This is a genomic window from Pleomorphovibrio marinus (genome assembly GCF_003347495.1).
GTDB classification, from domain to species: Bacteria; Bacteroidota; Bacteroidia; order Cytophagales; family Cyclobacteriaceae; genus Pleomorphovibrio; species Pleomorphovibrio marinus.
The window spans coordinates 137,361-160,002 of the sequence record NZ_QCXY01000008.1 but is presented as its reverse complement, the minus strand read 5'-3'; the positions used below and the strand labels follow the sequence as shown (position 1 = coordinate 160,002).

At 43.8% G+C, this 22,642-nt stretch carries 15 protein-coding genes; 4 read left to right on the top strand and 11 right to left on the bottom strand.

Annotated elements, in window-relative coordinates:
* Positions 1-72: 72 nt before the first annotated feature.
* Positions 73-657, bottom strand: coding sequence for a porin family protein (locus tag DB520_RS18635; protein ID WP_114751380.1), 585 nt, complete (start codon positions 655-657; stop codon positions 73-75).
* A 228-nt stretch (positions 658-885) separates the two neighbouring features.
* Between DB520_RS18635 and DB520_RS18630 the strand changes: the two genes are divergently transcribed.
* On the top strand, positions 886-1,647 hold the full coding sequence (locus DB520_RS18630) for a hypothetical protein (protein ID WP_114751289.1): 762 nt from the start codon (positions 886-888) through the stop codon (positions 1,645-1,647).
* A 34-nt stretch (positions 1,648-1,681) separates the two neighbouring features.
* Here the strand turns inward: DB520_RS18630 and DB520_RS18625 are convergent, their stop codons facing one another.
* The 4 genes from DB520_RS18625 to carB all read right to left on the bottom strand — a co-directional run bounded on the left by DB520_RS18625 (position 1,682) and on the right by carB (position 6,950).
* Positions 1,682-2,806 carry a hypothetical protein gene (locus DB520_RS18625; RefSeq protein WP_114751379.1) on the bottom strand — a complete coding sequence of 375 codons (1,125 nt, stop codon included), beginning with the start codon at positions 2,804-2,806 and terminating at the stop codon, positions 1,682-1,684.
* A 236-nt stretch (positions 2,807-3,042) separates the two neighbouring features.
* A complete protein-coding gene (locus tag DB520_RS18620) occupies positions 3,043-3,582 on the bottom strand; it encodes a hypothetical protein (RefSeq protein WP_157972165.1) in 540 nt (179 codons plus the stop codon).
* Positions 3,583-3,711: 129 nt separating this feature from the next.
* The gene (locus DB520_RS18615; RefSeq protein WP_114751287.1) at positions 3,712-3,960 is read right to left on the bottom strand and encodes a DUF4834 family protein; all 249 of its coding nucleotides are present in this window, start codon (positions 3,958-3,960) and stop codon (positions 3,712-3,714) included.
* Between the two features lie 170 nt (positions 3,961-4,130).
* Entirely contained in the window at positions 4,131-6,950 is a 2,820-nt protein-coding gene (carB, locus tag DB520_RS18610) for a carbamoyl-phosphate synthase large subunit (protein WP_114751286.1), read from the bottom strand.
* Positions 6,951-7,092: 142 nt separating this feature from the next.
* Between carB and DB520_RS18605 the strand changes: the two genes are divergently transcribed.
* The 3 genes from DB520_RS18605 to DB520_RS18595 all read left to right on the top strand — a co-directional run bounded on the left by DB520_RS18605 (position 7,093) and on the right by DB520_RS18595 (position 13,136).
* On the top strand, positions 7,093-7,761 hold the full coding sequence (locus tag DB520_RS18605) for a metallophosphoesterase family protein (protein WP_114751285.1): 669 nt from the start codon (positions 7,093-7,095) through the stop codon (positions 7,759-7,761).
* A gap of 265 nt (positions 7,762-8,026) precedes the next feature.
* Complete coding sequence (locus DB520_RS18600) at positions 8,027-11,455, top strand: SusC/RagA family TonB-linked outer membrane protein (protein WP_114751284.1); 3,429 nt, start codon at positions 8,027-8,029, stop codon at positions 11,453-11,455.
* A gap of 31 nt (positions 11,456-11,486) precedes the next feature.
* The gene (locus DB520_RS18595; protein ID WP_317047774.1) at positions 11,487-13,136 is read left to right on the top strand and encodes a SusD/RagB family nutrient-binding outer membrane lipoprotein; all 1,650 of its coding nucleotides are present in this window, start codon (positions 11,487-11,489) and stop codon (positions 13,134-13,136) included.
* Positions 13,137-13,498: 362 nt separating this feature from the next.
* Here DB520_RS18595 and lpdA read toward each other — a convergent pair whose 3' ends face one another.
* The 6 genes from lpdA to bshA all read right to left on the bottom strand — a co-directional run bounded on the left by lpdA (position 13,499) and on the right by bshA (position 22,619).
* A complete protein-coding gene (gene lpdA / locus DB520_RS18585; protein WP_114751281.1) occupies positions 13,499-14,896 on the bottom strand; it encodes a dihydrolipoyl dehydrogenase in 1,398 nt (465 codons plus the stop codon).
* An 89-nt stretch (positions 14,897-14,985) separates the two neighbouring features.
* Positions 14,986-16,560 carry a 2-oxoglutarate dehydrogenase complex dihydrolipoyllysine-residue succinyltransferase gene (gene odhB / locus DB520_RS18580; RefSeq protein WP_114751280.1) on the bottom strand — a complete coding sequence of 525 codons (1,575 nt, stop codon included), beginning with the start codon at positions 16,558-16,560 and terminating at the stop codon, positions 14,986-14,988.
* Between the two features lie 82 nt (positions 16,561-16,642).
* Positions 16,643-19,444 (bottom strand): 2-oxoglutarate dehydrogenase E1 component, encoded by a 2,802-nt coding sequence (locus tag DB520_RS18575; RefSeq protein WP_114751279.1) that lies wholly within the window; start codon positions 19,442-19,444, stop codon positions 16,643-16,645.
* A gap of 249 nt (positions 19,445-19,693) precedes the next feature.
* Entirely contained in the window at positions 19,694-20,509 is an 816-nt protein-coding gene (locus tag DB520_RS18570) for an NAD(P)-binding domain-containing protein (protein ID WP_114751278.1), read from the bottom strand.
* Between the two features lie 167 nt (positions 20,510-20,676).
* Positions 20,677-21,303, bottom strand: a complete 627-nt coding sequence (locus tag DB520_RS18565) for a sterol desaturase family protein (protein ID WP_114751277.1) — start codon at positions 21,301-21,303, stop codon at positions 20,677-20,679.
* Positions 21,304-21,476: 173 nt separating this feature from the next.
* Positions 21,477-22,619: an N-acetyl-alpha-D-glucosaminyl L-malate synthase BshA gene (gene bshA / locus DB520_RS18560; RefSeq protein ID WP_114751276.1), complete on the bottom strand. Its 1,143-nt coding sequence runs from the start codon at positions 22,617-22,619 to the stop codon at positions 21,477-21,479.
* Between the last annotated feature and the right edge of the window lie 23 nt (positions 22,620-22,642).

Sequence of the window (22,642 nt, the reverse complement as noted above, 5' to 3'; positions counted from 1 at the left end):
TGAGTATATTTTCAAGCATTGGCCTGTTGCTGTTTTATAAGCAATTTCCAAAACTTCTCTTGAAAATTTGACCTAAAACAACCTAAAACCCAAGGAAAGTATCAATTGATTCTGCCTTTGGTCAGTAGGAACATCATCAAATCCGTTCACTGAATTAGTTAATCCCCCCTCGTATTTTAGATCCAACAGAAAATTCCCGATATCCAGACCCACACCAGCTTGGTACCCGAAAGTAAATTCCTCCTTTGGAGGAAAAAAAGTGTTTTGTGTGCCTCCTCCACTACTTGTCATTTTGCTGTCGATCATGTAGCTGGCAATGGGGCCTGCTTGCAATCTGAAAATCCCGGCAAAGTTAATGCCCACCATAATGGGGACATCTAAGCGGTCAAAACTCACATCGTAGTTAAAGGAATTGTCCTGAAAGGATCCTCCGGTATTGGTATAAAGGAGTTCAGGCTGAATAAATAGCACCGGCAGATTGATCCTGGCAAATGCCCCCACATGGTATCCCATTTTGGAGTCATCTCCCTGAAACCCTTCAAAAACCCGTACATCTCCTTGGGAAACCCCAAATTTTGGCCCAAAAGAAAGCAATTGGGCTTGACTTTGCCCTATAAGGGCCATGGATAACATTAAGAAAAAAACATATCTCTTCATAGCTTTAGAAAGTTGATTCATAATACTACGCAGCTCGGATTACAAAAAGTAATCCAAAATTTTGCCTACTTGTCCCTTACTAACGAAAATTTACGGTTTTTTTTATCCTTAATCTATAAAAAAAGCGTTAAGTCCTAGGTGAGCTTTTCCATTGTCACCACAAATTAAACTTCAGCCTCCCGAAGAGGTTATTACCATAATATTGGATTTATTAATACATTTTAATCGATGAAAGCAGCATTTACCAAGTTTTTTACATTTTTGGCGATTATTCTGATCTTTAATTCCTGTTCGGAAGACATAGATCCCTTATTGGGCAGGGATGGGGCTTTGTACGGGGTGGGCCAGTTTGGCAATCAATTGTTGTCGGCAAATCGCTTTTCCCGACTGGAAATCGAAGTCCTTTATATGGAAGGATACAGGCCTACCACCCAAATGATCAACGGAATGCAGGAGTTTTTGGAACCTCTTGTCAATAAACCAGGGGGGATTCAGGTCATAGACAGGGAAATCCCCGCAAAAGGACAGGACACCTACACCATAAATAATATCCGGGATTTGGAAAGAGAGCATAGGACGCTTTACAACCAGGGTAATACGGTTACCATTTTTGTCATGGTGTTGGACGGAAATTTTTCCAGGGATGAGGAGGAGACCTTTACTATAGGGATTGCCTATCAAAACACCAGCATGGCCCTCTTTGGCCCTAGAATACACATGAACACCGGAGGATTCAGGAGACCCAGTAGAGGCTTGCTAGAAACCACGGTTGCTCTACATGAATTAGGGCACCTTTTGGGCCTCGTCAATAATGGCACGGCTATGGTTCATGACCATGAAGACGAAGAACAGGAGAAACATTGTGACAACGAGGAGTGCTTGATGTTTTGGCAAGTGGAGACCAGTGGTCTGTTTGGCTTCTTAGGCAACACAATTCCACAACTTGATGAAAACTGCCTGAAAGACCTTAGGGCAAATGGGGGAAGATAACCCCCGAAACCATTCAGGGGTTATCCTATTAGAATCACTTTACATTAAACAACTCAGGCTCCTTTTTGAAAATCCTCCAAGCCAGCCCTACATTCAAAAGGTAATCGGCAAAGGCGGCATCACCATGACGCAGGTTGTCCGGGGTACTTGCTGCAATATCGGTAACACTCCTTGTTCTGTTCCTAATAAGGGCAATAGGAAGAGTCACCACAAGCGTGAAACTGTTGTACATATAACTCAAACCAGGCTCCACTGACACTACATAACCTGGTCTTCTGAAGCCTTCGCTGCCACCAAGGGCATCCCGTACCGGCACACCCTCTACCCGTCCACCTAAGGAAGCACTCAAGTTGTGACCAACCAAAGGCCTAAAAATACCCGCCCGAAAGGCATATTGGTCTGGGACAGACATTATGGATTCGTTGCTTAAAATAGGATTTAAAGTTTCCCTAAATGTCCTTGTCCCATTCCTTTCGCGTGGATTAAACAGATAAAACCCATCATAGTACACTACAAAGTTGGCGGGCAGAAATCGTATGCCCTGTACATCTAAAATAAGTCCATAACCTCCGTCTCCGAGTTGGATAGACTGGTCTACGGGCCTGCGTTCTGGGCTTCCCTCCGGACCCACATTATAAAAGGTCCCCATGGCAGCATAATCTCCAGTTGGTATTTTGAGACTGGCACCTATGGCAATATTACCCTTTTTGGCCATATCGCCTTCAAACAGCCAGTATCCAAGACCAGCACGCATGTCGGTCATTCCTCCTGAATAGGTCATGTGCCTTTCCGTACGGCCATGTTCATAGAGAGAACTTCTTTCGTTATAGGCAAAGGGAAGGGTGACCACCCCATATAGTCTATCCGTAAAAGCATAACTCACGTTTAAGTCGATGGCATGAGACCAGTTCACCACTTCGGTTTTGTTGGCTACCCTGTCCGGTTCTTCTTCCATCCCCCTAAAATGCCTATAAGAGCGGAAGTAGCGGTAATTAGTGTTAAAATTCCAGTCTCCCTTTTTTAGGAGCTCTCCCTGATTGACAGCATTCCCCACACCCGAAAACTGTCGGATGGCCACGCAGCCTTGTCCCATGACTGGCGTTTGTAATAGGCAAAGCAGGCCTATTCCTATATTCAATAGATAAGTATAAATTTTCATATGATTATTATTTTTTTTATTTGCCATATAGCCTGCCCCGTCCCGATAGCTATTGGGGGGGCATCCCGGTGTGTGACGTGCTCGTCACCCTCGATTTTATATTAGCAAATTCGGTAAGATTAAAGAAAATGTAGGTTAGCAGGGTCCTCGGCACAACCGGTGAGCCGGAAACCCCAAATACACCCATTGGTAAGGAATCAAATGAATCCTCCACTTAGGTAGTACATTAAGAAAAATCAACCTAGCTGAGGAGGTGGGAAAAGTGGTTTTAAATAAATATCCTGGAAAAACTCCCTAAAATACACCAAATCGTTTTGAAGGTATCTCCAGGACCTTTCCATTGATAAAAGGGGTTCCTTGGGTAAATAATCTTTAATGAAATTTTTAGAAAGCACTTTTTCACCATTCGGCTCATTGTTGCCACTTGGCACCATGGTAATCACCCATTGCTTAAGATTAAGCTCAAGCTTTATCTTGTCCTTATCAGGTACATAGATCAGCTCAAAAGCATCATCGATGAATCTCTTTTTAATTACTCTGAAGGATTTGCCATCTTTCTTAAAACTAATATTGGTGAGTTGAAAATCTTCCTGGTCAAAAACATAGGGGAGCTTCATGGGGATACTCATTACCTTTTGTCCCGAAAAATCCTCATTATAAACTTTTTGTGCCCAAACTTTCTCTACCTGATGATGATGGACATAGTAAACAAGGTAGTAACCGAAATGGTAACTAATAAAACTAATTAAAAGCAATATGGAAAAAGCTTTGTTCACACCCAATCTCTTGGGACAAATGTAAAAATATTTTGGGAAATCTCAATTTAACCTTAAAAAAAATCCACTTGATTTCAAAAAAACAAATATTGACCTAGCAAAACACATGCGAGAACAATAACGGGCTCATCAATCCTTCACTTCCTCGTAATCTATATAGTCTCCGCCTTTCCTGGTATTTGAAGTTCTCTGATCTTTAGGGATATAATCCACGTTTACATTGCCATTCTTTGGTCTCCTACTTTGCCTATGTTGCTCTCTTTGTGCCTCATTGACTTGATCCACGAATTTTTTCAACTTGCTCCTCAGAAAATACTTCACCAAACTAGACAAAAGCCATCCGATTGCAATGAAGAAGATTATTATTTTTAATATCATTTTGATCTTGTTTCTGCATTCATCAATGCCTGCCAATAAACTCTATCTCTCTTAACGCTACCTGAGTGATCTATATTTTTGTAAGGATAAATATAAGAAACACCTGATAAATAAGACAGTAAACTCGCCAAAAGGAATATTCTTTTGGCGAGTCTTTTTGTATTCTCCTTTTATTTACTCAAATATAGGTTTCTCTCTGAGTAGATTTTCAGGAAATAATCGTCCATCAAATCCTCTATGAAATAAATGGCTTCACCAGTGGACTTCATCTCAGGCCCTAATTCTTTGTTCACGTTGGGAAACTTATGGAATGAAAATACCGGTTCTTTGATTGCATACCCTTTTTTAATAGGATTGAAGGTGAAATCGGTTACCTTCTTTTCTCCCAGCATGACCTTAGTTGCGAAGTTCACATAAGGTTCACCATAAGCTTTACATATGAAAGGAACGGTTCTGGATGCCCTTGGGTTCGCCTCGATTACAAAAACTTTGTCGTTTTTGATAGCAAATTGAATATTGATTAAACCTTGGGTCCGTAGTGCCAAGGCTATTTTTTCAGTATAAGTTTCGATTTGTCGTATCACCAAATCCCCCAGATTATAGGGAGGTAATACGGCATAGGAGTCACCGGAGTGAATACCTGCAGGTTCTATGTGCTGCATGATTCCTATGATATAGACATTCTCCCCGTCACAGATTGCATCGGCTTCTGCTTCGATAGCCCCTTCCAAGAAGTGGTCTAAGAGGATTTCATTATTTGGAATGTCCCTTAGCACGTTTACTACATGTTCTTCTAGTTCCTTCTCGTTGATCACGATTTTCATACCTTGCCCTCCCAGCACATAAGAAGGTCTCACCAGCAATGGAAAACCAATAGTCTTGCACAGTTCAAGAGCCTCGTCCGTGTTGTGTATGGTGCCAAATTCAGGATAGGGCACATCGTTCTCTTTCAGCAAGGTGGAAAACCTACCTCTATCCTCTGCCAAATCAAGGGCCTCGAAACTGGTGCCTAAGATGGGTATGCCGTATTTGTCCAACTTCTCCGCCAATTTCAGCGCAGTCTGTCCGCCAAGTTGTACAATCACCCCAACAGGATTTTCATGAAGAATGATTTCATAAATATGTTCCCAAAAAACCGGTTCAAAATACAGTTTATCGGAAATATCAAAATCTGTGGACACCGTTTCTGGGTTGCAGTTGATCATGATGGTCTCATAACCACACTCCTTTGCCGCAAGCACCCCATGCACACAGGAGTAGTCAAATTCAATACCTTGACCTACCCTATTAGGCCCTGAACCAAGAACCACTACCTTTTTTCGGTCGGAAGGGGTAGATTCGTTTTCATCCCCAAAGCTGGAATAATAGTAGGGGGTCTTTGCCTCAAACTCTGCAGCACAAGTGTCTACTAACTTATAGACCCTCTTAATACCCATTTCCTCTCTGCGCTTATTAAACACCTCACTTTCTAAGCATCCCAACAAATGGGCAATCTGCCTATCAGCATATCCCTTGTGTTTTGCCAGTTTCATCAATTCAAAAGGGATATTATCAAGGGTATATTCAGCCAGTTTTTTGTCCAAATGCACTAATTCCTCTATCTGCTTAAGGAACCACTTATCGATCTTGGTCAAATCTTGGATAGTCCTGAAAGAAATGCCTAACTTAAAGGCATCGTAGATATGAAACATCCTGTTCCAACTTGGGTTTGCCAGGCTGTATAAGATTTCATCTTGATTTTTCAACTCTTTACCATCTGCTCCCAAGCCATTCCTCTTGATTTCCAAGGATTGACAGGCTTTTTGAAGAGCCTCCTGGAAATTCCTTCCAATCCCCATTACCTCACCAACTGCCTTCATGGAAAGTCCCAGCCTTCTGTCAGATCCCTTAAACTTGTCAAAGTTCCACCTTGGGATTTTTACAATTACGTAATCAATAGCAGGTTCAAAAAATGCGGAAGTACTTCCAGTAATGGAGTTCTTCAGTTCATCCAGATTGTACCCAATGGCGAGTTTTGCTGCAACCTTGGCTATGGGATAGCCTGTGGCTTTTGAGGCCAAGGCAGACGACCGGGATACTCTGGGGTTGATTTCTACCCCTATGATCGTTTGATTGTCCGGGCTTACTGCAAACTGCACATTACACCCTCCTGCAAAGTTGCCTATCCCATTCATCATTTTGATGGCCCTGTTTCTCATTTCCTGAAAAACTGTATCCGGAAGGGTCATGGCAGGTGCCACGGTAATGGAGTCACCGGTGTGTACCCCCATAGGGTCAAAATTCTCAATGGAACAAATCACCACCATATTTCCCTTACTGTCCCTGAGAACCTCCAACTCATATTCTTTCCAGCCCATAATACTCTGCTCGATCAGGACCTCATGGGTAGGAGAAGCTTGCAGGCCCGCCATCAGTGCTTTTTCAAAGTTCTCTGCTGTATCCACGAAACCGCCCCCTGTTCCTCCCAGGGTATAAGAAGGCCGTATCACCAAAGGAAAGCCGATCTCCTGAGCAATCTCCTTGCCCTGTAGGAATGAAGTGGCTGTACGCCCTATACACACACTAACATCCAGTTTTTCCATCAATGCTTTAAACTTCTCCCTGTTTTCGGCAGTTTCTATCGCATCTATATCCACACCAATCATCTTAGTGCCGAATTTTTCCCAAATCCCTGCCTTATCACAGTCAATGGCAAGGTTCAAGGCAGTCTGTCCACCCATAGTGGGCAGTACACAATCAATGTCTGGATGCTCCTTGAGGATTTGTACAATAGACTTCTTTTCCAAAGGTAGAAGATAAACATTGTCCGCAGTCACAGGATCCGTCATGATGGTGGCTGGATTGGAGTTGATGAGGGTTACGGTAATTCCCTCCTCCCTGAGTGACCTGGCAGCTTGAGAACCTGCATAATCAAATTCACAGGCTTGACCTATCACTATGGGACCACTACCTATGATGAGGATGTGTTTGATGCTACTGTCTTTAGGCATGCTTGATTATAGTTTTGAGTAAATTTTACTTATGGCTAAATTGGTGCAAAATTAACCAAATAATTTTAAGTTACAGGGATTGCTTCAGATTTAGCTCCCGATATCTACAAATCTTAAGGCACATTGTGAAAACCCCACCAACATGAATCAAATATCTAAGAACCTATTCGCGATCGGAGATGTACATGGATGTTATCACTCCTTTTTGAAACTAATAGAGGCTTGGGACCCTGAAAAGGAAATCTTGGTGCAAGTCGGTGACTTGATAGATAGGGGCAATTTCGGAGCTAGTTGTCTGCATTTCGCCAAGGAGCTAAATGATAAATATCCCAACGAAGCAATTTTCCTAAGAGGAAACCATGAACAATTGATGATTGATTACCTAGAGGGAAAAGACAAGGAGGACATATGGTTACTCAATGGTGGTACAGGAACCCTTAAGAGTTTTCAGGAATACCAAAAACCTGCTGAATCTTGGCTACCTTGGCTAAAAAACTTACCCCTAAAATGGGAAAATGAAAAAATCTTAGTGTCCCATGCGGGAATAGCCTTTATCCCCAACCCATTTGATCCGCATCATCCTGCTGGAGTTTTGTGGAACAGAAAGCCACTTCGAGACATTGGAAAACTACAAGTTATCGGTCATACCCCTCAACTAAAAGGAAAGGCAACTTTTCGGTCAACTCCAGCCCATTGGAACGTGGATACAGGTGCATATAGGGACATCGCACTTACCGGATTAAAATTAAATGCCTTGGGGGAGTTTATCGAAGAAATTAACATCCCTACCTATAAAATTGACCTTGGTTAATTCCTTCCGCTATAGTAGCAAATAGGTTTAGACTCTACTTAGTGGCCCAATTGATTTTTTCCATTTTTATACACCAAATTAATATTTGCATAACATTTTGGTAATATTTAATTCAAACAAGTGAAACACACATTCCTATTTTTTGTGTACAATTTTATACCCTATCTAAATTAATTGAAAAATTAAATTTTGAAATAATAGTATGATTTATTTCATCATTAGTATTAACTAACGTATATACTAAATTTTAACCAATTAAAAAAGTATGGGGAATCATTTTACACTATCAAAATGGTGGACATTAGGGTTGCTATTTGTAATCCTTTTGGCTCATCTAGGTACGCCAGCATGGGCCCAGGGAAGGAGGGTCACTGGAAAGGTTTCATCAGAAGAAGACAATCTGGGTATACCCGGCGTAAACGTAATCATTAAAGGAACTCAATTAGGCACTGCCACGGATGCAAATGGTGTGTATACCATAGAGGTTCCGGACCAGGAAAGTGTTCTGGTTTTCTCTTATATTGGTTTCCTCCCTAAGGAAGAAATGGTAGGTAACCGATCTGTCATTGACGTGGATATGAGATTGGATGACCAGGCCTTGGGGGAAGTAGTGGTTACTGCACTAGGAATCCGGAGGGAGGAGATTTCCTTGGGCTATTCCATAGAACGGGTGGGAGGGGAAGAAATGACCCGTGTGGCTCAGGAAAGCTTCCTTAATGCCATGTCTGGCAAAGTGGCAGGGGCGACCATTAGTACTACAGGTGGTGCTGGGTCGTCTGTAAGCATGGTAATAAGAGGGGCCACTTCCTTAAGTTCGGACAACCAGCCGCTTTTTGTGGTGGATGGGGTGCCCATTGCCAACACGCTTAATAATATTTCCTCGGTAGGCAGGGACAACAGAGTGGATTATGGCAATGCAATTTCAGGCCTGAACCCCGATGACATTGCTGAGATTACCATTCTTAAGGGACCAAGTGCAGCTGCACTATATGGTTCACGTGCCGGCAACGGGGTTGTACTTATCACCACAAAAAGTGGAAAAGTAGACCGGCTTACAGTCAGCGTCACCTCAAACACTGTATTTGATGTGCCATTTAAATATTTAAAATGGCATAGCAGGTTTGGTTCTGGTCAATTCTCTGCTATTCCTCCTGACATTAGCGGGACCCCCTTGTCCAATCCTTTTGGGACATTGATCCAAGAAAACGTCAACGCTGCTTTCGGGCCGGAGTTGGACAGGGGTTATATGGGTGTACAATGGAACAGCCCCTTGAATGAGAACGGAAACCCTATCCCGACAGAGTTGGTATCCTATCCTAATAATGCAAGAAACTTCATGCAGACTGGGATAACCACTACCAATGGTTTCTCCATCTCTAACAGTACTAATTCCATGAATTATAGGATTTCGTATGGAAATATGCAAAACAGGGGAATTATCCCTAATGCAGATCTTTTCAGAAACACGCTTAATGTCAACAGTATGGTGAAACTTACTGATAATCTATCCATCAGCACCAACCTGGACGTAAGTAGAAACAACTCCAATAATCGGCCAGCGGGAGAAAGGGGCACTAACCCCTTGCAATGGGTATATGAAACCTCACCTCATATCAACATTCTTGACCTCAAGGACTACTGGGTACCAGGGCTAGAGGGGTTGGAACAAAGAACCCCAGACTATGGCTTTCCATCCAGAACACTCAACAACCCTTATTTTTTAGCCAACGAGGTGAATAATAGTTTTACCAGGGACAGGGTTTTTGGAAATATTAAAGCAGATTGGCAGATTTCTCCCTCCTTCAGCTTTTTTGCCCGATATGCTATCGACACTTATAGTGAAAGCAGGGAAAGCAAGATCCCCAGAAGTTATAACCTTGACTTAAATGGAGCCTATGGAATCACTAGTTTGGACGGCTTTGAGAGCAATGCAGACTTTTTGGCTAGCTATAATAAGGATGTGAACAATTTTGGTGTCACCTTATCCGCAGGAGGTAATATCAGGTACCAGACAGGACAAAGTCTCTTCAATGGTTCCCGCCCAGGAGCAGGTTTGATAGTCCCTGGGGTTTATACTGTGCAGAATATCGCACCCGACAATATTGAATATTCCAATAATAGGTTCACAAGAGGAATCAACAGTCTGTATGCCCTTGCCAACTTGTCGTATAAGGACATGGTTTATGTGGACTTGACAGCACGTTCCGATTGGTCCAGCACCCTTCCCAATGCTGACCCCTATTTTTATCCATCCGCCGCGGTGAGTTTATTGGTCAATGAAATGTTGGACCTACCTACCTCTGTGAGTTTGTTCAAGCTACGTGGAGGTATTGCTTCTGTGGGAAATGACACGGAGCCCTATCAATTAATCGCTGCCTTGTCCAACGCAGGAAGCTGGGGAAACACCCCTCGATTGACCTTGCCAAACACCCTACTAAACCCTGAACTTAAGCCGGAAATTGCCACCTCCTATGAAGGAGGGCTGGACCTCCACCTGTTTAACGGCAAGGTAAGGTTCAATGGAACCTATTACAGTATGGATAACAGAAACCAGATTTTCCCAGTAGGACTTCCACCATCCACCGGTTATGTGCAGAAAAACATAAATGCCGGGCTATTGAGAAGTAGGGGAATTGAATTGACCTTGGGAACTACTGTGGTAGAAAACAGGAATTTCAGGTGGGACTGGAACTTCAATTTCACCAGAAACAGGACCCGAATAATAGAATTAGCCGATGACCTTCCTTATTATACCTTATGGACGGATGCCAGGGGAGGTGCATGGACTTATGTGGGCGATCAAATAGGGGATATCTACGATGCACAAGTGGTAACTGTTCAAGACACGGAATCCCCCTATTTTGGCTATCCTATTTTGGACCAAACGGGTAAATGGCAAGATATAGACGCCGTCAATACTCGAAACAAAATCGGAAATTTTAATCCAAACTTTATCCTTGGTGGACAAAGCTCCTTCTCTTACAAGAATTTCCACCTCAATTTCACCTTTGATTGGAGACAGGGTGGTGACTTTGTGTCCCAAACCTACCGATGGGGGGAAGAACACGGCAGGTCCCAAATTTTCCTGGATAAGTTAATCAATCCCGGAGAAATGAGTGGCAGGGAGCTTCGGGACCATCTGGTGGCTAACCAAGATGAAATGGTCCTCATCAATGGCAATAACTTCCCGCTAGTGGGTGGCCCTACCCCGGATTTTAACGGATATCCATTTACCTTCGGACCCTTTACTTTACCCTATGGAGGGGTCTTTATTCCTGGGGTCTATGCCACTGCCTTTGACGAAAATGGAAACCCTACAGAATTTGCCGAAAACCTGGGTGAAAATGTAGGGCAACCTGGTGGAACCCTTACTTTACCATATGCAGGAAGTACTGCCTGGCAATTCACCAGGGCCTTTCTTTTTGACGCCTCATTTGTCAAGCTTAGGGAAGTCTCCTTTGGCATGGATCTGCCTGCCTTGTCCAGCCAACTGAAAATGCAAAATTTGAACTTCTCTATTTATAGCAGAAATATCATCTTATGGACCGCCGCCAAAATCAATGTGGATCCTGAAATGGCATTTCAACCCCAAGCAGGAGTACAGGCCGGTACCCAGTTTAAACAGGGCATAGAAAGGTGGAATGTAAACCCTTGGGTTATGCCTATTGGGTTTAGAGTAAATGCCACCTTCTGACCTACGGTTTTCAACAACAAAAATGAGAAAAATGAAACTAAAAATATTCATAGCAGCATGGGGGGCCTTGATGGCCACTTCCTGCCAGGAAAACCTCTTGGACATGAACGTAAACCCCAACCAGGCAGACACCGAAACCACCAACCCCAACTTGGTGCTGACCACCGTACTTACGGAGGCAGGAAAGACTATCTTGGACTTGGGATATGGTAATATTGCTGGTGTAATGCAGCATACCCAAAAAGACGGGTGGGCGGGCAGCCATAATTTGTACGACTGGAACCGGAACAACAGTTGGGCGGGATACTACGCAATTTTGAGAAATAACCAGTATGTGTACCAGCGTTCGGTAGATCTAAACTTCGAACTTCAACAGGGTGTGTCTTTGGTGATGAAATCCCTGATGTTTGGGTTGATCACAGACTTATGGGGTGACGCCCCTTACAGCATGGCCTTACTAGGTACGGAAGGGAGCCCGGAAACTACCTTCCCAGCTTTTGACACGCAGGAAACCATTTATAGAGGGGTTTTGGATGACCTGGAAAGAGCAAATCAAATTCTCTCCCGACCCCAAGCGGAATATACAAGCACCATCAGCGATGTGGATGTGTATTATGGCGGTGATGTCAGCAAATGGAGAAAACTTGCCAACTCCCTTAAATTGAGATACTACATGAGGCTGTCAGACAAGCTGCCGGACTTTGCTAGAGAGGGAATGGAAGCCATAATGGCCAATCCTTCTCAATATCCCATAATTTTAAGCCCTTCTGACGATGCATCCATGGGTTTTGCCAATAACAGCAGTGCGGTTTCATGGCCCAACAATACTGTCTTTGATGCAAATCAGAGTAACTACAGAAGGATAAAAATGTGCGCCACCCTGGTAGAATCCCTACGGGAAAAGAATGACCCCAGAATTGCCGTTTGGGCAAACCCAGTCCAGATTCCACTGGTGGTGGATGAAAACCTACCCCCTGGAACGGATAGAATAGAAAACAGCCGAAGACTGCTCTCCCCTGATGTGCTAGTGGAACGTAATATTGACATCAATGACATCAACCAAAACCCGGATTACGTAGGTATTCCACCGGCAATTCCTGGGCCTCAGGTGTTTAATATGAGTCCAGATGCCAATCAAGCATCTTTCAACCCTCATGTGAGTTGGTTGAATGACATCTATAGGGAGGCAACAGGCCCCCTGCTTAGAGCAAGGATTATGTCCGCCAGTGAGATCTACTTTATACTTGCCGAAGCAGCTATGAAAGGATGGTCGGTAGGTGGGTCGGCTGAGGAATACTACAATACTGCCATCCAGGCCTCCTTTGCCACTTGGGGACTGAACAATCAATATGCCGATTACATGGCAGAGGAACGAGTGACATTTGACGGCAGCCTGAAACAACTTATCGAGCAAAAATGGATCGCATCTTGGACTGCTGCTGCAGAGGCATGGTTTGACTATCGCAGAACCGGATACCCTGAATTGGAAGCCGGTCCCTTTGCCATCAGATCAGTATTGCCCGTTCGGTATTACTATATGATTGATGAGAGAAACCTTAATGCCGCAAATACCGAAACGGCGATGGGTAGACTTGAGATCACCAATTTTGCCGAAATTGACGGTGCCAACTCTGCTTGGTCAAAACCATGGGTAATTCAGGGAACTGGTAAACCCTGGTAAGGAGTACCCATTTAATTTAGTTATGAATGTCTTGGCCTCCTCAAGGAAGTGGGGCCAAGACATTTTTTATCTGGGGTAGTGGAAGTACTTTATATATAGGAAGGTTATTGTTGAAAAATCAGCAAACAAAACTGAAGACATTTTCCGCTTTACTATTGCTAGTTGTTTTTGTAAAATGGCTAATCCCAAGACCTGAAGGTAGGGTGGCAAAGCGCTTCATCTCCCAATATCCACTTTTACCTGTAACTAGTGGAGCAGGTATTCCAAACTCAAGTGTTGTGGATTAGGAATTGCGAATTGGGGGATTTTGCTAAAAAATCCCTAATTATCCCATTCCTAATTAACACCCCTTTCCAGTAAGCCTACATATGGAGGGCTCTATTATCCGTAGCGGCTAAGCAAGCCTCCCTGAACACTTCTGTATAAGTGGGGTGGGCATGCGACATTCGGGCTATATCCTCTGCGGAAGCCCTGAATTCCATGGCTACCACGGCTTCTGCTATCATATCTGCGGCCCTTGGCCCCACCATATGCACACCCAAAATTTCGTCAGTTTCGGCATCTGCCATCACTTTTACCAACCCATCCAAGTCTCCTGATGCCCTTGCCCTACCCGAAGCCATAAACGGGAATTTTCCGGTTTTATATTTAATCCCTTTTTCTTTTAGTTGTTCCTCCGTATATCCTACTGCAGCCACCTCCGGCCATGTGTACACCACATTGGGGATAAGTAGGTAGTTAACATGGGGTTTTTGCCCTACAATTTGCTCAGCCACAAATACCCCTTCTTCTTCCGCTTTATGGGCCAACATGGCACCTCTTATTACATCTCCAATCGCATAAATATTGTCAGCATCGGTGCGTAGGTGGTCATCTACCTCTACCTGCCCCTTGTCGTTTATTTTCACTCCTGCGGCCTCGGCATTTAAGCCCTCAGTATAGGGTCTTCTGCCTATAGAAACCAAAACATAATCTCCTTTCAGGGAAATGCTCTCCCCCTTCGGTGAATCCGCCGTAACGGTTACTTCCTTACCTTTTCTCTCCACCCCAGTGACCTTGTGCTTAAGGTAAAACTCCACCCCCAGCTTCTTCATGGACTTTTGAAGTTCTTTGCCCATGCTTCTATCCATAGTGGGAATAAGGGAATCCATAAATTCCACCACCGACACCTTTGCACCGACACGGGCAAATACGGAGCCAAGTTCTAGGCCTATCACTCCCCCTCCTATTACTATCATGTGCTTTGGCACCTCTTTGAGTGTAAGGGCCTCGGTAGATGTGAATATCCTTTCTTTATCCAGTTTGATAAAAGGCAGTGTGGCCGGCTTTGACCCTGTGGCGATGATAATATGCTTACCGGAGATCTCTTCATCCTTGCCCTTTTCTTTGCTTATTTTTACGGTATTTTTGTCCACAAATGAACCAAGCCCCTGAAATACATCAATTTTGTTCTTTTTCATGAGGTATTGGATACCATCCACATTTTGCTTCACCACTTCCTCCTTGCGGGCGATCATCTGCTTCATATTTACCGCCAGCCCCTTGAGGTCTATACCGTGGCCCTTAAAAGTATGCTCGGCGTTGTGAAAATGCTCAGATGAATCCAAAAGTGCCTTAGAGGGTATGCAGCCCACATTAAGGCAAGTTCCCCCTAAGGTGGGGTATTTTTCAATAATAGCGGTTTTAAGCCCAAGTTGAGCTGCACGAATGGCAGCAACATAGCCCCCTGGTCCTGAACCGATAACAATTAAATCATACATGTTTTTAATGGTTGAATGGTTTGCCCTACAAAATATCAATAGGGTTTATATGGATTGGGGCCATTCGCTTGAACAGCCCCATTGATATATCAAATTCCAATTAACAGCCTAGCAGGATCCTCAAGCAGTTGCTTAATTCTTACCAAAAAGCTCACAGATTCCCTGCCATCTATGGTCCTGTGGTCATAGGAAAGGGCCAGGTACATCATGGGAAGGATCTTAACTTCCCCGTTAACAGCCATTGGCCTTTCCACGATATTGTGCATGCCCAAAATTGCAGATTGGGGTGCATTGATGATAGGGGTGGACATCATGGAGCCAAAAATGCCACCATTTGTCAAGGTAAAGGTACCTCCTGTCATTTCCTCTATAGTAAGTTTTCCATCCCTGGCTTTCACAGCAAGTCGCACCACCTCCTGCTCAATTTCCGCAAAGGACATTTTCTCTGCATTCCGGATTACAGGTACCACCAGACCTTTAGGCGAGGATACCGCAATGGAGATGTCACAAAAGTCATGATATATGATCTCGTTGCCATCGATCTGCGCATTTACTGCCGGCCATTCTTGTAAAGCCACACAAGCGGCCTTTGTGAAAAAGGACATGAAGCCAAGGTTAACATTGTATTTGTCCTTGAACTGATCCTTGTACTGCTTTCTCAAATCCATCACGGGCTTCATGTTTACTTCGTTAAAGGTAGTAAGCATGGCCGTTTCGTTTTTGGCCGCCACCAAGCGCTTGGATATGGTTCTCCTCAGAGAGGTCATCTTCTCCCTTTTCATAGCTCTTTCTCCGCTAGATGCAGGGGAAGCGGCTTGATCTGCTTTGTCCTCTTTGGGGGATGAGGGCTTAGATGCTGCAGGTTCGGCTTTCTTTTTCTCTGCTTTTTCTGCATCTTCCTTGGTTATCCTGCCATCCTTTCCGGTACCTTTTACCTCCTTGGCGTCTATGCCTTTTTCCGCCAAAATTTTTGCTGCTGCGGGAGAGGCATGACCAGTGGCATAGGTTTCTTTACCTGAATCACTGGGAGGTTTTTCCTTTCCGCTTTCTCCAGAAGCCTCCTCTTTCTCAGGTGAGCCAGGGGATCCTCCCTCAGTTATCTCTATTTTACAAATCAAAGCTCCTATTTCAAGGGTATCACCTTCACCTGCCACCTGTCTCAAGATCCCATTGGCTTCGGCGGGCAGCTCAAAAGTGGCCTTGTCGGAGTCCACCTCTGCTATAATCTCATCCAGCTCCACATACTCACCGTCTTCCTTTAGCCAGGTGGCCAGTGTTACCTCCGTGATAGATTCCCCAACTGTAGGGACCACCATTTCATGAACTTCCCCAGTACTTTTGCCCGAGGTGCCGGAATTATCCGAGGGTGCCTCTTCTTTGGTTGCTTCCTTTTTGGGGGAATTGGACTTTTCAGAAGAGTCGCCAGAGGATTCAGTATCTATTTCACAAATTACAGCACCAATTTCAAGTGTGTCTCCCTCCTGGGCTTTTGTGCTCAATACCCCAGAAGCCTCTGCGGTAAGTTCAAAAGTGGCCTTATCGGATTCAAGTTCACAGATGACCTCGTCCATTTCAACATAGTCTCCGTCGTTTTTAAACCACTGGCCTATGGTTACTTCGGTAATGGATTCCCCTACGGCAGGGACTTTGATTGCTATACTCATGTTCCTTTTTGCTTTTTTTGAACCTAAAAAGTTCAAGCTTATTTTTTAAAATTCAGGTGATTTAACTGATTTAACTTCAATGTTAAGCATTAATTTTTAAAGCCTTTTCTAAAATGGATTTTTGTTCCTCCAAATGAACCTTATTGTACCCCGTTGCAGGTGAGGCACTCGGCTTTCTGGCAACTACGTCCATGGAAATATCCTTAAAAAGATTCCTTACCATAAATGCCCAATAACCCATATTCTCGGGTTCTTCCTGTACCCAAAGTACCTCCACGTCTTTACCAAAGGATTGGACCCCTTCCATAATCTGCTTTTTAGGCAAGGGGTGAAGCTGCTCCACACGTAGAATAGCGACATCCTTAATCTTCTCCTTTTCCCTAAGTTCGGCCAGCTCGTAATAAATCTTGCCCGAGCACAGCAGCACCCTTTTGACTTTTTTGGCATCTACCTGATTATCAGTTATCACTTCCCTAAAGTTTCCCTTGGTAAACTCATCTACCGGAGAAAACACCTTGGGGTGCCTTAGCAGGGATTTAGGCGACATCACGATACACGGTTTTCTAAACTCCCAGGTCATTTGCCTCCTCAAAAGGTGAAAGAAATTGGATGGTTCGGTGATATTGGCCACTACCACATTGTATTCGGCAGACAGCTGCAAGAATCGCTCAGGCCTGGCGTTGGAATGCTCCGGACCCTGGCCTTCATACCCGTGGGGAAGTAACATTACCAAGCCATTCATTTTCTGCCACTTGGATTCCCCGGAGGTGATAAACTGGTCTATCATTACCTGTGCACCATTAGCAAAATCACCAAACTGGGCTTCCCATATAGTAAGTGCAGAAGGAGTTGCCATGGCATAGCCATATTCAAACCCCAATACAGCATACTCTGAAAGCAGGGAATTATAAATGTAAAATTTGCCTTTATTATCCTTCAAGTGATTCAAGCTATAGTAGGGCTTGTTGCTGGTGGCATCGTGTACCACTGCATGTCGGTGGGAAAATGTGCCTCTTTGGCAATCTTGCCCCGTAATCCTAACGGTCTTCCCCTCCAATAGCAAAGAACCATAGGCAAGTAATTCTGCCGCAGCCCAGTTTAGGGATTTGGTATTGAAGAACATTTCCTTCCTCTGCTTTATCTGAGCCTCAATCTGCTTGATTGGTTTAAATCCCTTTGGCACCACGGTTAGGGCTTCGGCGACTTTCTTGATGTGCTCCTCGGGGATCCCAGTATCTGGGGACTTGTCAAAATCCTCGGGATTGGCTCTTCGCAATTCATGCCATGCTTTTTCAAAGGGGCTGAAATTGTAGGGAAGGGGTTTTTCCTTAACCATATTCAACCTGTCCTGCAGGAGTTTTCTGAACTCCTTGTCCATTTGCTTGGCCAACTGGGCATCCACATCACCCCTTTCCAGTAGTTTCTTATTATAAATTTCCCTCGGGTTGGGGTGCTTGGAAATCACATTGTAGAGTTCGGGTTGGGTGAATTTGGGCTCGTCGGATTCATTGTGGCCATGCCTTCTATAGCACACCATGTCTACGAAAATATCCCTCTTGTAGCGCTGCCTGAACTCTACAGCCAGTTTGGCAGCATAGACCACCGCTTCCGGATCATCCCCATTGACATGAATTACCGGGGCATCTATGATCTTAGCAACATCTGTACAGTAAATAGAACTCCTGGCATCATCAAAATCCGTGGTGAAGCCAACCTGATTGTTGATGACAAAATGAATAGTACCACCTGTATGGTAACCTTTCAGGTTGGCCATCTGCGTCACCTCATACACAATGCCCTGACCTGCAACGGCCGCATCCCCATGAATAAGGATAGGGATCATCTTGGAAACATCGTTTCCATATTGATGGTCTAGCTTGGCCCTTACAAACCCCTCCACAATGGGGTTCACTGCTTCCAGGTGTGAAGGGTTGGGAGCCAGCTTAAGTATCATTTTCTTACCATGATAGGTGGGTACCTCGGAGGAAAAACCCATATGGTATTTCACGTCACCATCTCCCATAGTCAGGTCGGGTTTAGCTGTACCCTCAAACTCGGAAAAAATTTGTTCGTATGTTTTCCCCATGATATTGGCCAGCACATTCAGCCTACCCCTATGCGCCATACCTATCATGACTTCCTCGGCATCCAAGTCCGCTGCTTTAGTGATCAGTGCATCCAGAAAAGGGATGGTACTTTCCCCGCCTTCCAGGGAGAACCTTTTTTGTCCCAAATATTTGGTATGCAAAAAGTTTTCAAAAACCACTGCCTCGTTCAATTTGGAGAGGATGCGCTTCTTGTCATCGGAGGGAGGATCAAACTCCAGGGCTTCCTTTTCTATCTTTTGCCTGAGCCAATCCAGCATTTCGGGTTCTCTGATATACAGATATTCAAACCCCATGGAACCCTCATAGATCTTTTTTAGGGATTCAATGATTTTGCTCAATTTGGCATTCCCAATGCCTATCTCGTTGCCGGCCTGAAATTCAGTGTCCAAGTCGGATTTTTCCAACCCAAAATCGTCCAGATCTAAAAGTGCTTTTCTGTCCCTTCTTTCCCTTACGGGGTTTGTTTTGGACCGGAGATGTGCCCTGGAACGATAGGCGTGGATCAGTGCCCTTACTTTTATTTCCTTGGGCAATTGCTCCATGTCCATAATGGTGCCTTTGGTGGCTAAGTTACCGTTGACTTCTGCCTTGGAAGCAGTGCCGCCATTAACCGCTCCCCCCTTCTCGTCTTCCCCGTATTTGGTGATCGCAAAATCGAATCCGTCAAAAAATGCTTTCCAACTCGGGTCTATTGCTTCCGGGTCTTTTTTATAGTCTTCGTAAAGTTCATCTATATAGGCCACATGGGCATTGGAGATGTAGGAATATTTGTCCATGGTTTAATATTTACTTCTCAACAAAATTAGTTCTTTATGCTATTTTTTAAAAACCGCTTATCCGAATATACGCAATATTCTGATTATCAGAGGGGTCATTTTATTGAAACAGAATATTATTTTGTAATACCGTGCCTTTGTAATCTGAATACAGGATTAAGAGACAATTTTAATAGGAGGTTTGGATGAATGTCACCTGTTTTTTTCAAACAGGACAAAATTTCTCCTATAATTGTTGGTTACAACCACTTATTCCCCGTAAGGAAACTCCAAAGGATCCGGATAGTGGAAGTTAAAGCCAGTAGAAAGGAACTTTTCAACACTGATTTGTTTCCAGGTCGTGTGTTCGGGTGATTCGTAACTATTAGGCAAAGCAAAACCTAATTGCCGGGCATTGGATTCATAAACCTGTCGTTTTTTTGGATGCTGGGGAGCCACTACATTAAAAGTTTTGTTCCAAAGCCCCTTTTCTATGATCCATTGGATGGCTCTCACCGCATCCTCTCTATAAACATAGTTTACAGGAGGATGGCCAGGCACTCGTTCCTTGCCTGCAAAGTACTTGCCTGGCACCCGATTGTCTCCTAATAACCCGCCAAACCTCACAACGGTAAGCCCATAGGACTTATTTTGCCACAATAATTGTTCGGCGTTGAAGAGAGCTGGGTTTTCAGTAGTATTTTCGTCCAAGGGATCATCCTCCCTGGCTACTTGGTTTTGGCTGGGGTAAACGGAAGTCGCACTTACATATATAATTTTCCCTACATTGGCATTTTCTGCCAATTGTTTTAAATAGGCAATTTGTTCTGGGTGGTAAGAATCCGGGTGATGTCTCCTGGAAGGAGGTATGTTGATATAGAGGATGTCCGCATTAAATAGATCTTCAAAACCTGCACCTCCGGGCTTGGGGTCCAACCGAAAAAGCCTAGTGTCAAACCCTTCCACGCATAACGCAGACAACTTTTCTTTGGAGGTGGTACTTCCGATGACCTGATGACCCTTTGCTTGTAAGGCTGCGGCAAGAGGTTTACCAATCCACCCAAGGCCTATTATTGAAATTTGCATACGTTTTAATTTGGAAGCTTTGTTATGAATTTAGGGGAATCCGATATAACCCGACTACCTTCATACGCCTGATAAAAGGGTTAGATCTCGATCACAACTTAGGCAATTCGCCAGTACATCCTATTATAACCTTATAAAAAAGGGCTGAAAACCTCAGCCCTTTTCCATTAACCTTTTTTTGGCATGGTACCAAACACATAATCCCATATGGGGGTACTCACCCCGAAAGCAACATCTGGGTCTTTATAATGATGTATGGCATGGTGAACCCATAGAATCTTCAGGAAATTCTTAGGGGGCTGATAGGCATGAACGATATAGTGTACGCCTAGATACATGGTATAGCCCGCCAAAAAACCTGGCAAGAAATAATAGGAAAAGTCCCCCATCATAAGGTAAAACATGGAAAATAAGATTGCTGCGTAAAGACCCGTAATGAACGGAGGAAGGGCAAGCCTGTCCTTGTCTTTGGGATAATCGTGGTGCACACCATGAAGAGAGTATTGTAGCTTGTCTTTCCATTTGGTGTCAGGTACCATGTGATACAAGTACCTGTGCATAAAGTACTCCACGAAGGTAAACGTAAAGAACCCACTTATGATCAGCATAAATGCATGGCCAAAACTTGTAGGAGTGGAAGATATCCCAAAATAAAGTGAATAGGCACTGACGCCTAAAAACATGGCGATTGGGATACTGATATGAGTTCGGCTGATTCTCTCCAAAGTAGGGTTGGCAAACATCTTTGCCGTACCGTTGTTGTCTGGCCTATCCAGTCTTCCAATTTTTTTCATTTTGTAAGCGTTTTAAAACATTCACTACTTAAACAATAACCATTAAGAAATTAATATACAATAACTATACCTCCATTTTAAAAACAATTTCTTAAGGTTGAAATTCTTTAACTTGAAACGTAGGAATGCCCAAGTGGGGTTTCAAAAAACCAAAAATAAAAGGATGATTTTTGTCATTTACTCAAGGTAAGGATGGAATTCTCTATGGTTTTTTGGTAAAAATCCTCATACAATGGAAGTACCCTTGTGACATCAAAATCCTTTGCTCTTTCTAAAGCATTCTTTTTAAAAGTAGGCAAATTATCGTCATCCAGTATTTCCAACGCCCTATTTGACATAGCATCGATGTCTCCTACCTTACACACAAAACCAGAAAACCCGTTCACGTTGAGTTCAGGTATTCCCCCTGCATCGGAACTTAGCAAGGGAACCTCGCAGGCCATAGCCTCCAGGGCTGCAAGACCAAAGCTTTCCTTTTCGGAAGGCATCAAAAACAGATCTGCAACCGATAATACCTCCTCCACAGCATCCAGCTTGCCCAAAAACCTCACATCTTCACATGTACCCAACTCCCGACAAAGCCTTTCCATCCTATCCCGTTCCGGACCATCACCTACCAATAGGAGCTTAACAGGAATGACTTTTCTCACCTCATGAAAAACCCGGATCACGTCTCCTACCCTTTTTACCTTTCGGAAATTGGAGGTATGAACGATCAACTTTTCATCGTTGGGACAAATTGCCTTCTTGAAATGTTCCTTTCTTTGTCTTTTAAACCTATTGAGATCTATGAAATTGGGAATTACCTCAATGTGTTTGCGAACCTGAAAATGCTGGAGAGTGTCCTTTTTAAGATCCTCAGATACAGCAGTGACCCCATCAGAGTGGTTTATACTAAAGGTAACCACAGGCTCATAGCTAGGATCCTTCCCTACCAATGTAATATCCGTACCATGGAGGGTGGTCACAACGGGAATATGGATACCCTGATCCTTAAGTATTTGTTTAGCCATGTATGCCGCACTGGCATGGGGAATAGCATAATGTACATGCAAAAGATCCAATTTTTCATATTTTACCACATTGACCATCTTACTGGCAAGTGCGAGCTCGTAAGGTGCATGCTCAAATAATGGATAACTCTTAATATCCACCTCATGATAAAACAGGTTGGGACTAAGAAAATCCAATCGGGTGGGCTGGCTATAGGTAATAAAGTGGATATGATGACCTTGCTTGGATAATGCCTTGCCTAATTCAGTAGCTACCACACCACTACCTCCAAAGGTAGGGTAACAAACAATCCCGATTTTCATTTAGTTTAGTATTATATGGATAG

Coding starts and splice junctions, on each gene's coding strand:
- DB520_RS18625 (WP_114751379.1), bottom strand. CDS start 2,806: ATGAAAATTTATACTTATCTATTGAATATAGGAATAGGCCTGCTTTGC.
- DB520_RS18570 (WP_114751278.1), bottom strand. CDS start 20,509: ATGCAAATTTCAATAATAGGCCTTGGGTGGATTGGTAAACCTCTTGCC.
- DB520_RS18575 (WP_114751279.1), bottom strand. CDS start 19,444: ATGGACAAATATTCCTACATCTCCAATGCCCATGTGGCCTATATAGAT.
- DB520_RS18600 (WP_114751284.1), top strand. CDS start 8,027: ATGGGGAATCATTTTACACTATCAAAATGGTGGACATTAGGGTTGCTA.
- DB520_RS18565 (WP_114751277.1), bottom strand. CDS start 21,303: ATGAAAAAAATTGGAAGACTGGATAGGCCAGACAACAACGGTACGGCA.
- DB520_RS18635 (WP_114751380.1), bottom strand. CDS start 657: ATGAAGAGATATGTTTTTTTCTTAATGTTATCCATGGCCCTTATAGGG.
- DB520_RS18595 (WP_317047774.1), top strand. CDS start 11,487: ATGAAACTAAAAATATTCATAGCAGCATGGGGGGCCTTGATGGCCACT.
- DB520_RS18605 (WP_114751285.1), top strand. CDS start 7,093: ATGAATCAAATATCTAAGAACCTATTCGCGATCGGAGATGTACATGGA.
- DB520_RS18615 (WP_114751287.1), bottom strand. CDS start 3,960: ATGATATTAAAAATAATAATCTTCTTCATTGCAATCGGATGGCTTTTG.
- lpdA (WP_114751281.1), bottom strand. CDS start 14,896: ATGTATGATTTAATTGTTATCGGTTCAGGACCAGGGGGCTATGTTGCT.
- odhB (WP_114751280.1), bottom strand. CDS start 16,560: ATGAGTATAGCAATCAAAGTCCCTGCCGTAGGGGAATCCATTACCGAA.
- DB520_RS18630 (WP_114751289.1), top strand. CDS start 886: ATGAAAGCAGCATTTACCAAGTTTTTTACATTTTTGGCGATTATTCTG.
- carB (WP_114751286.1), bottom strand. CDS start 6,950: ATGCCTAAAGACAGTAGCATCAAACACATCCTCATCATAGGTAGTGGT.
- bshA (WP_114751276.1), bottom strand. CDS start 22,619: ATGAAAATCGGGATTGTTTGTTACCCTACCTTTGGAGGTAGTGGTGTG.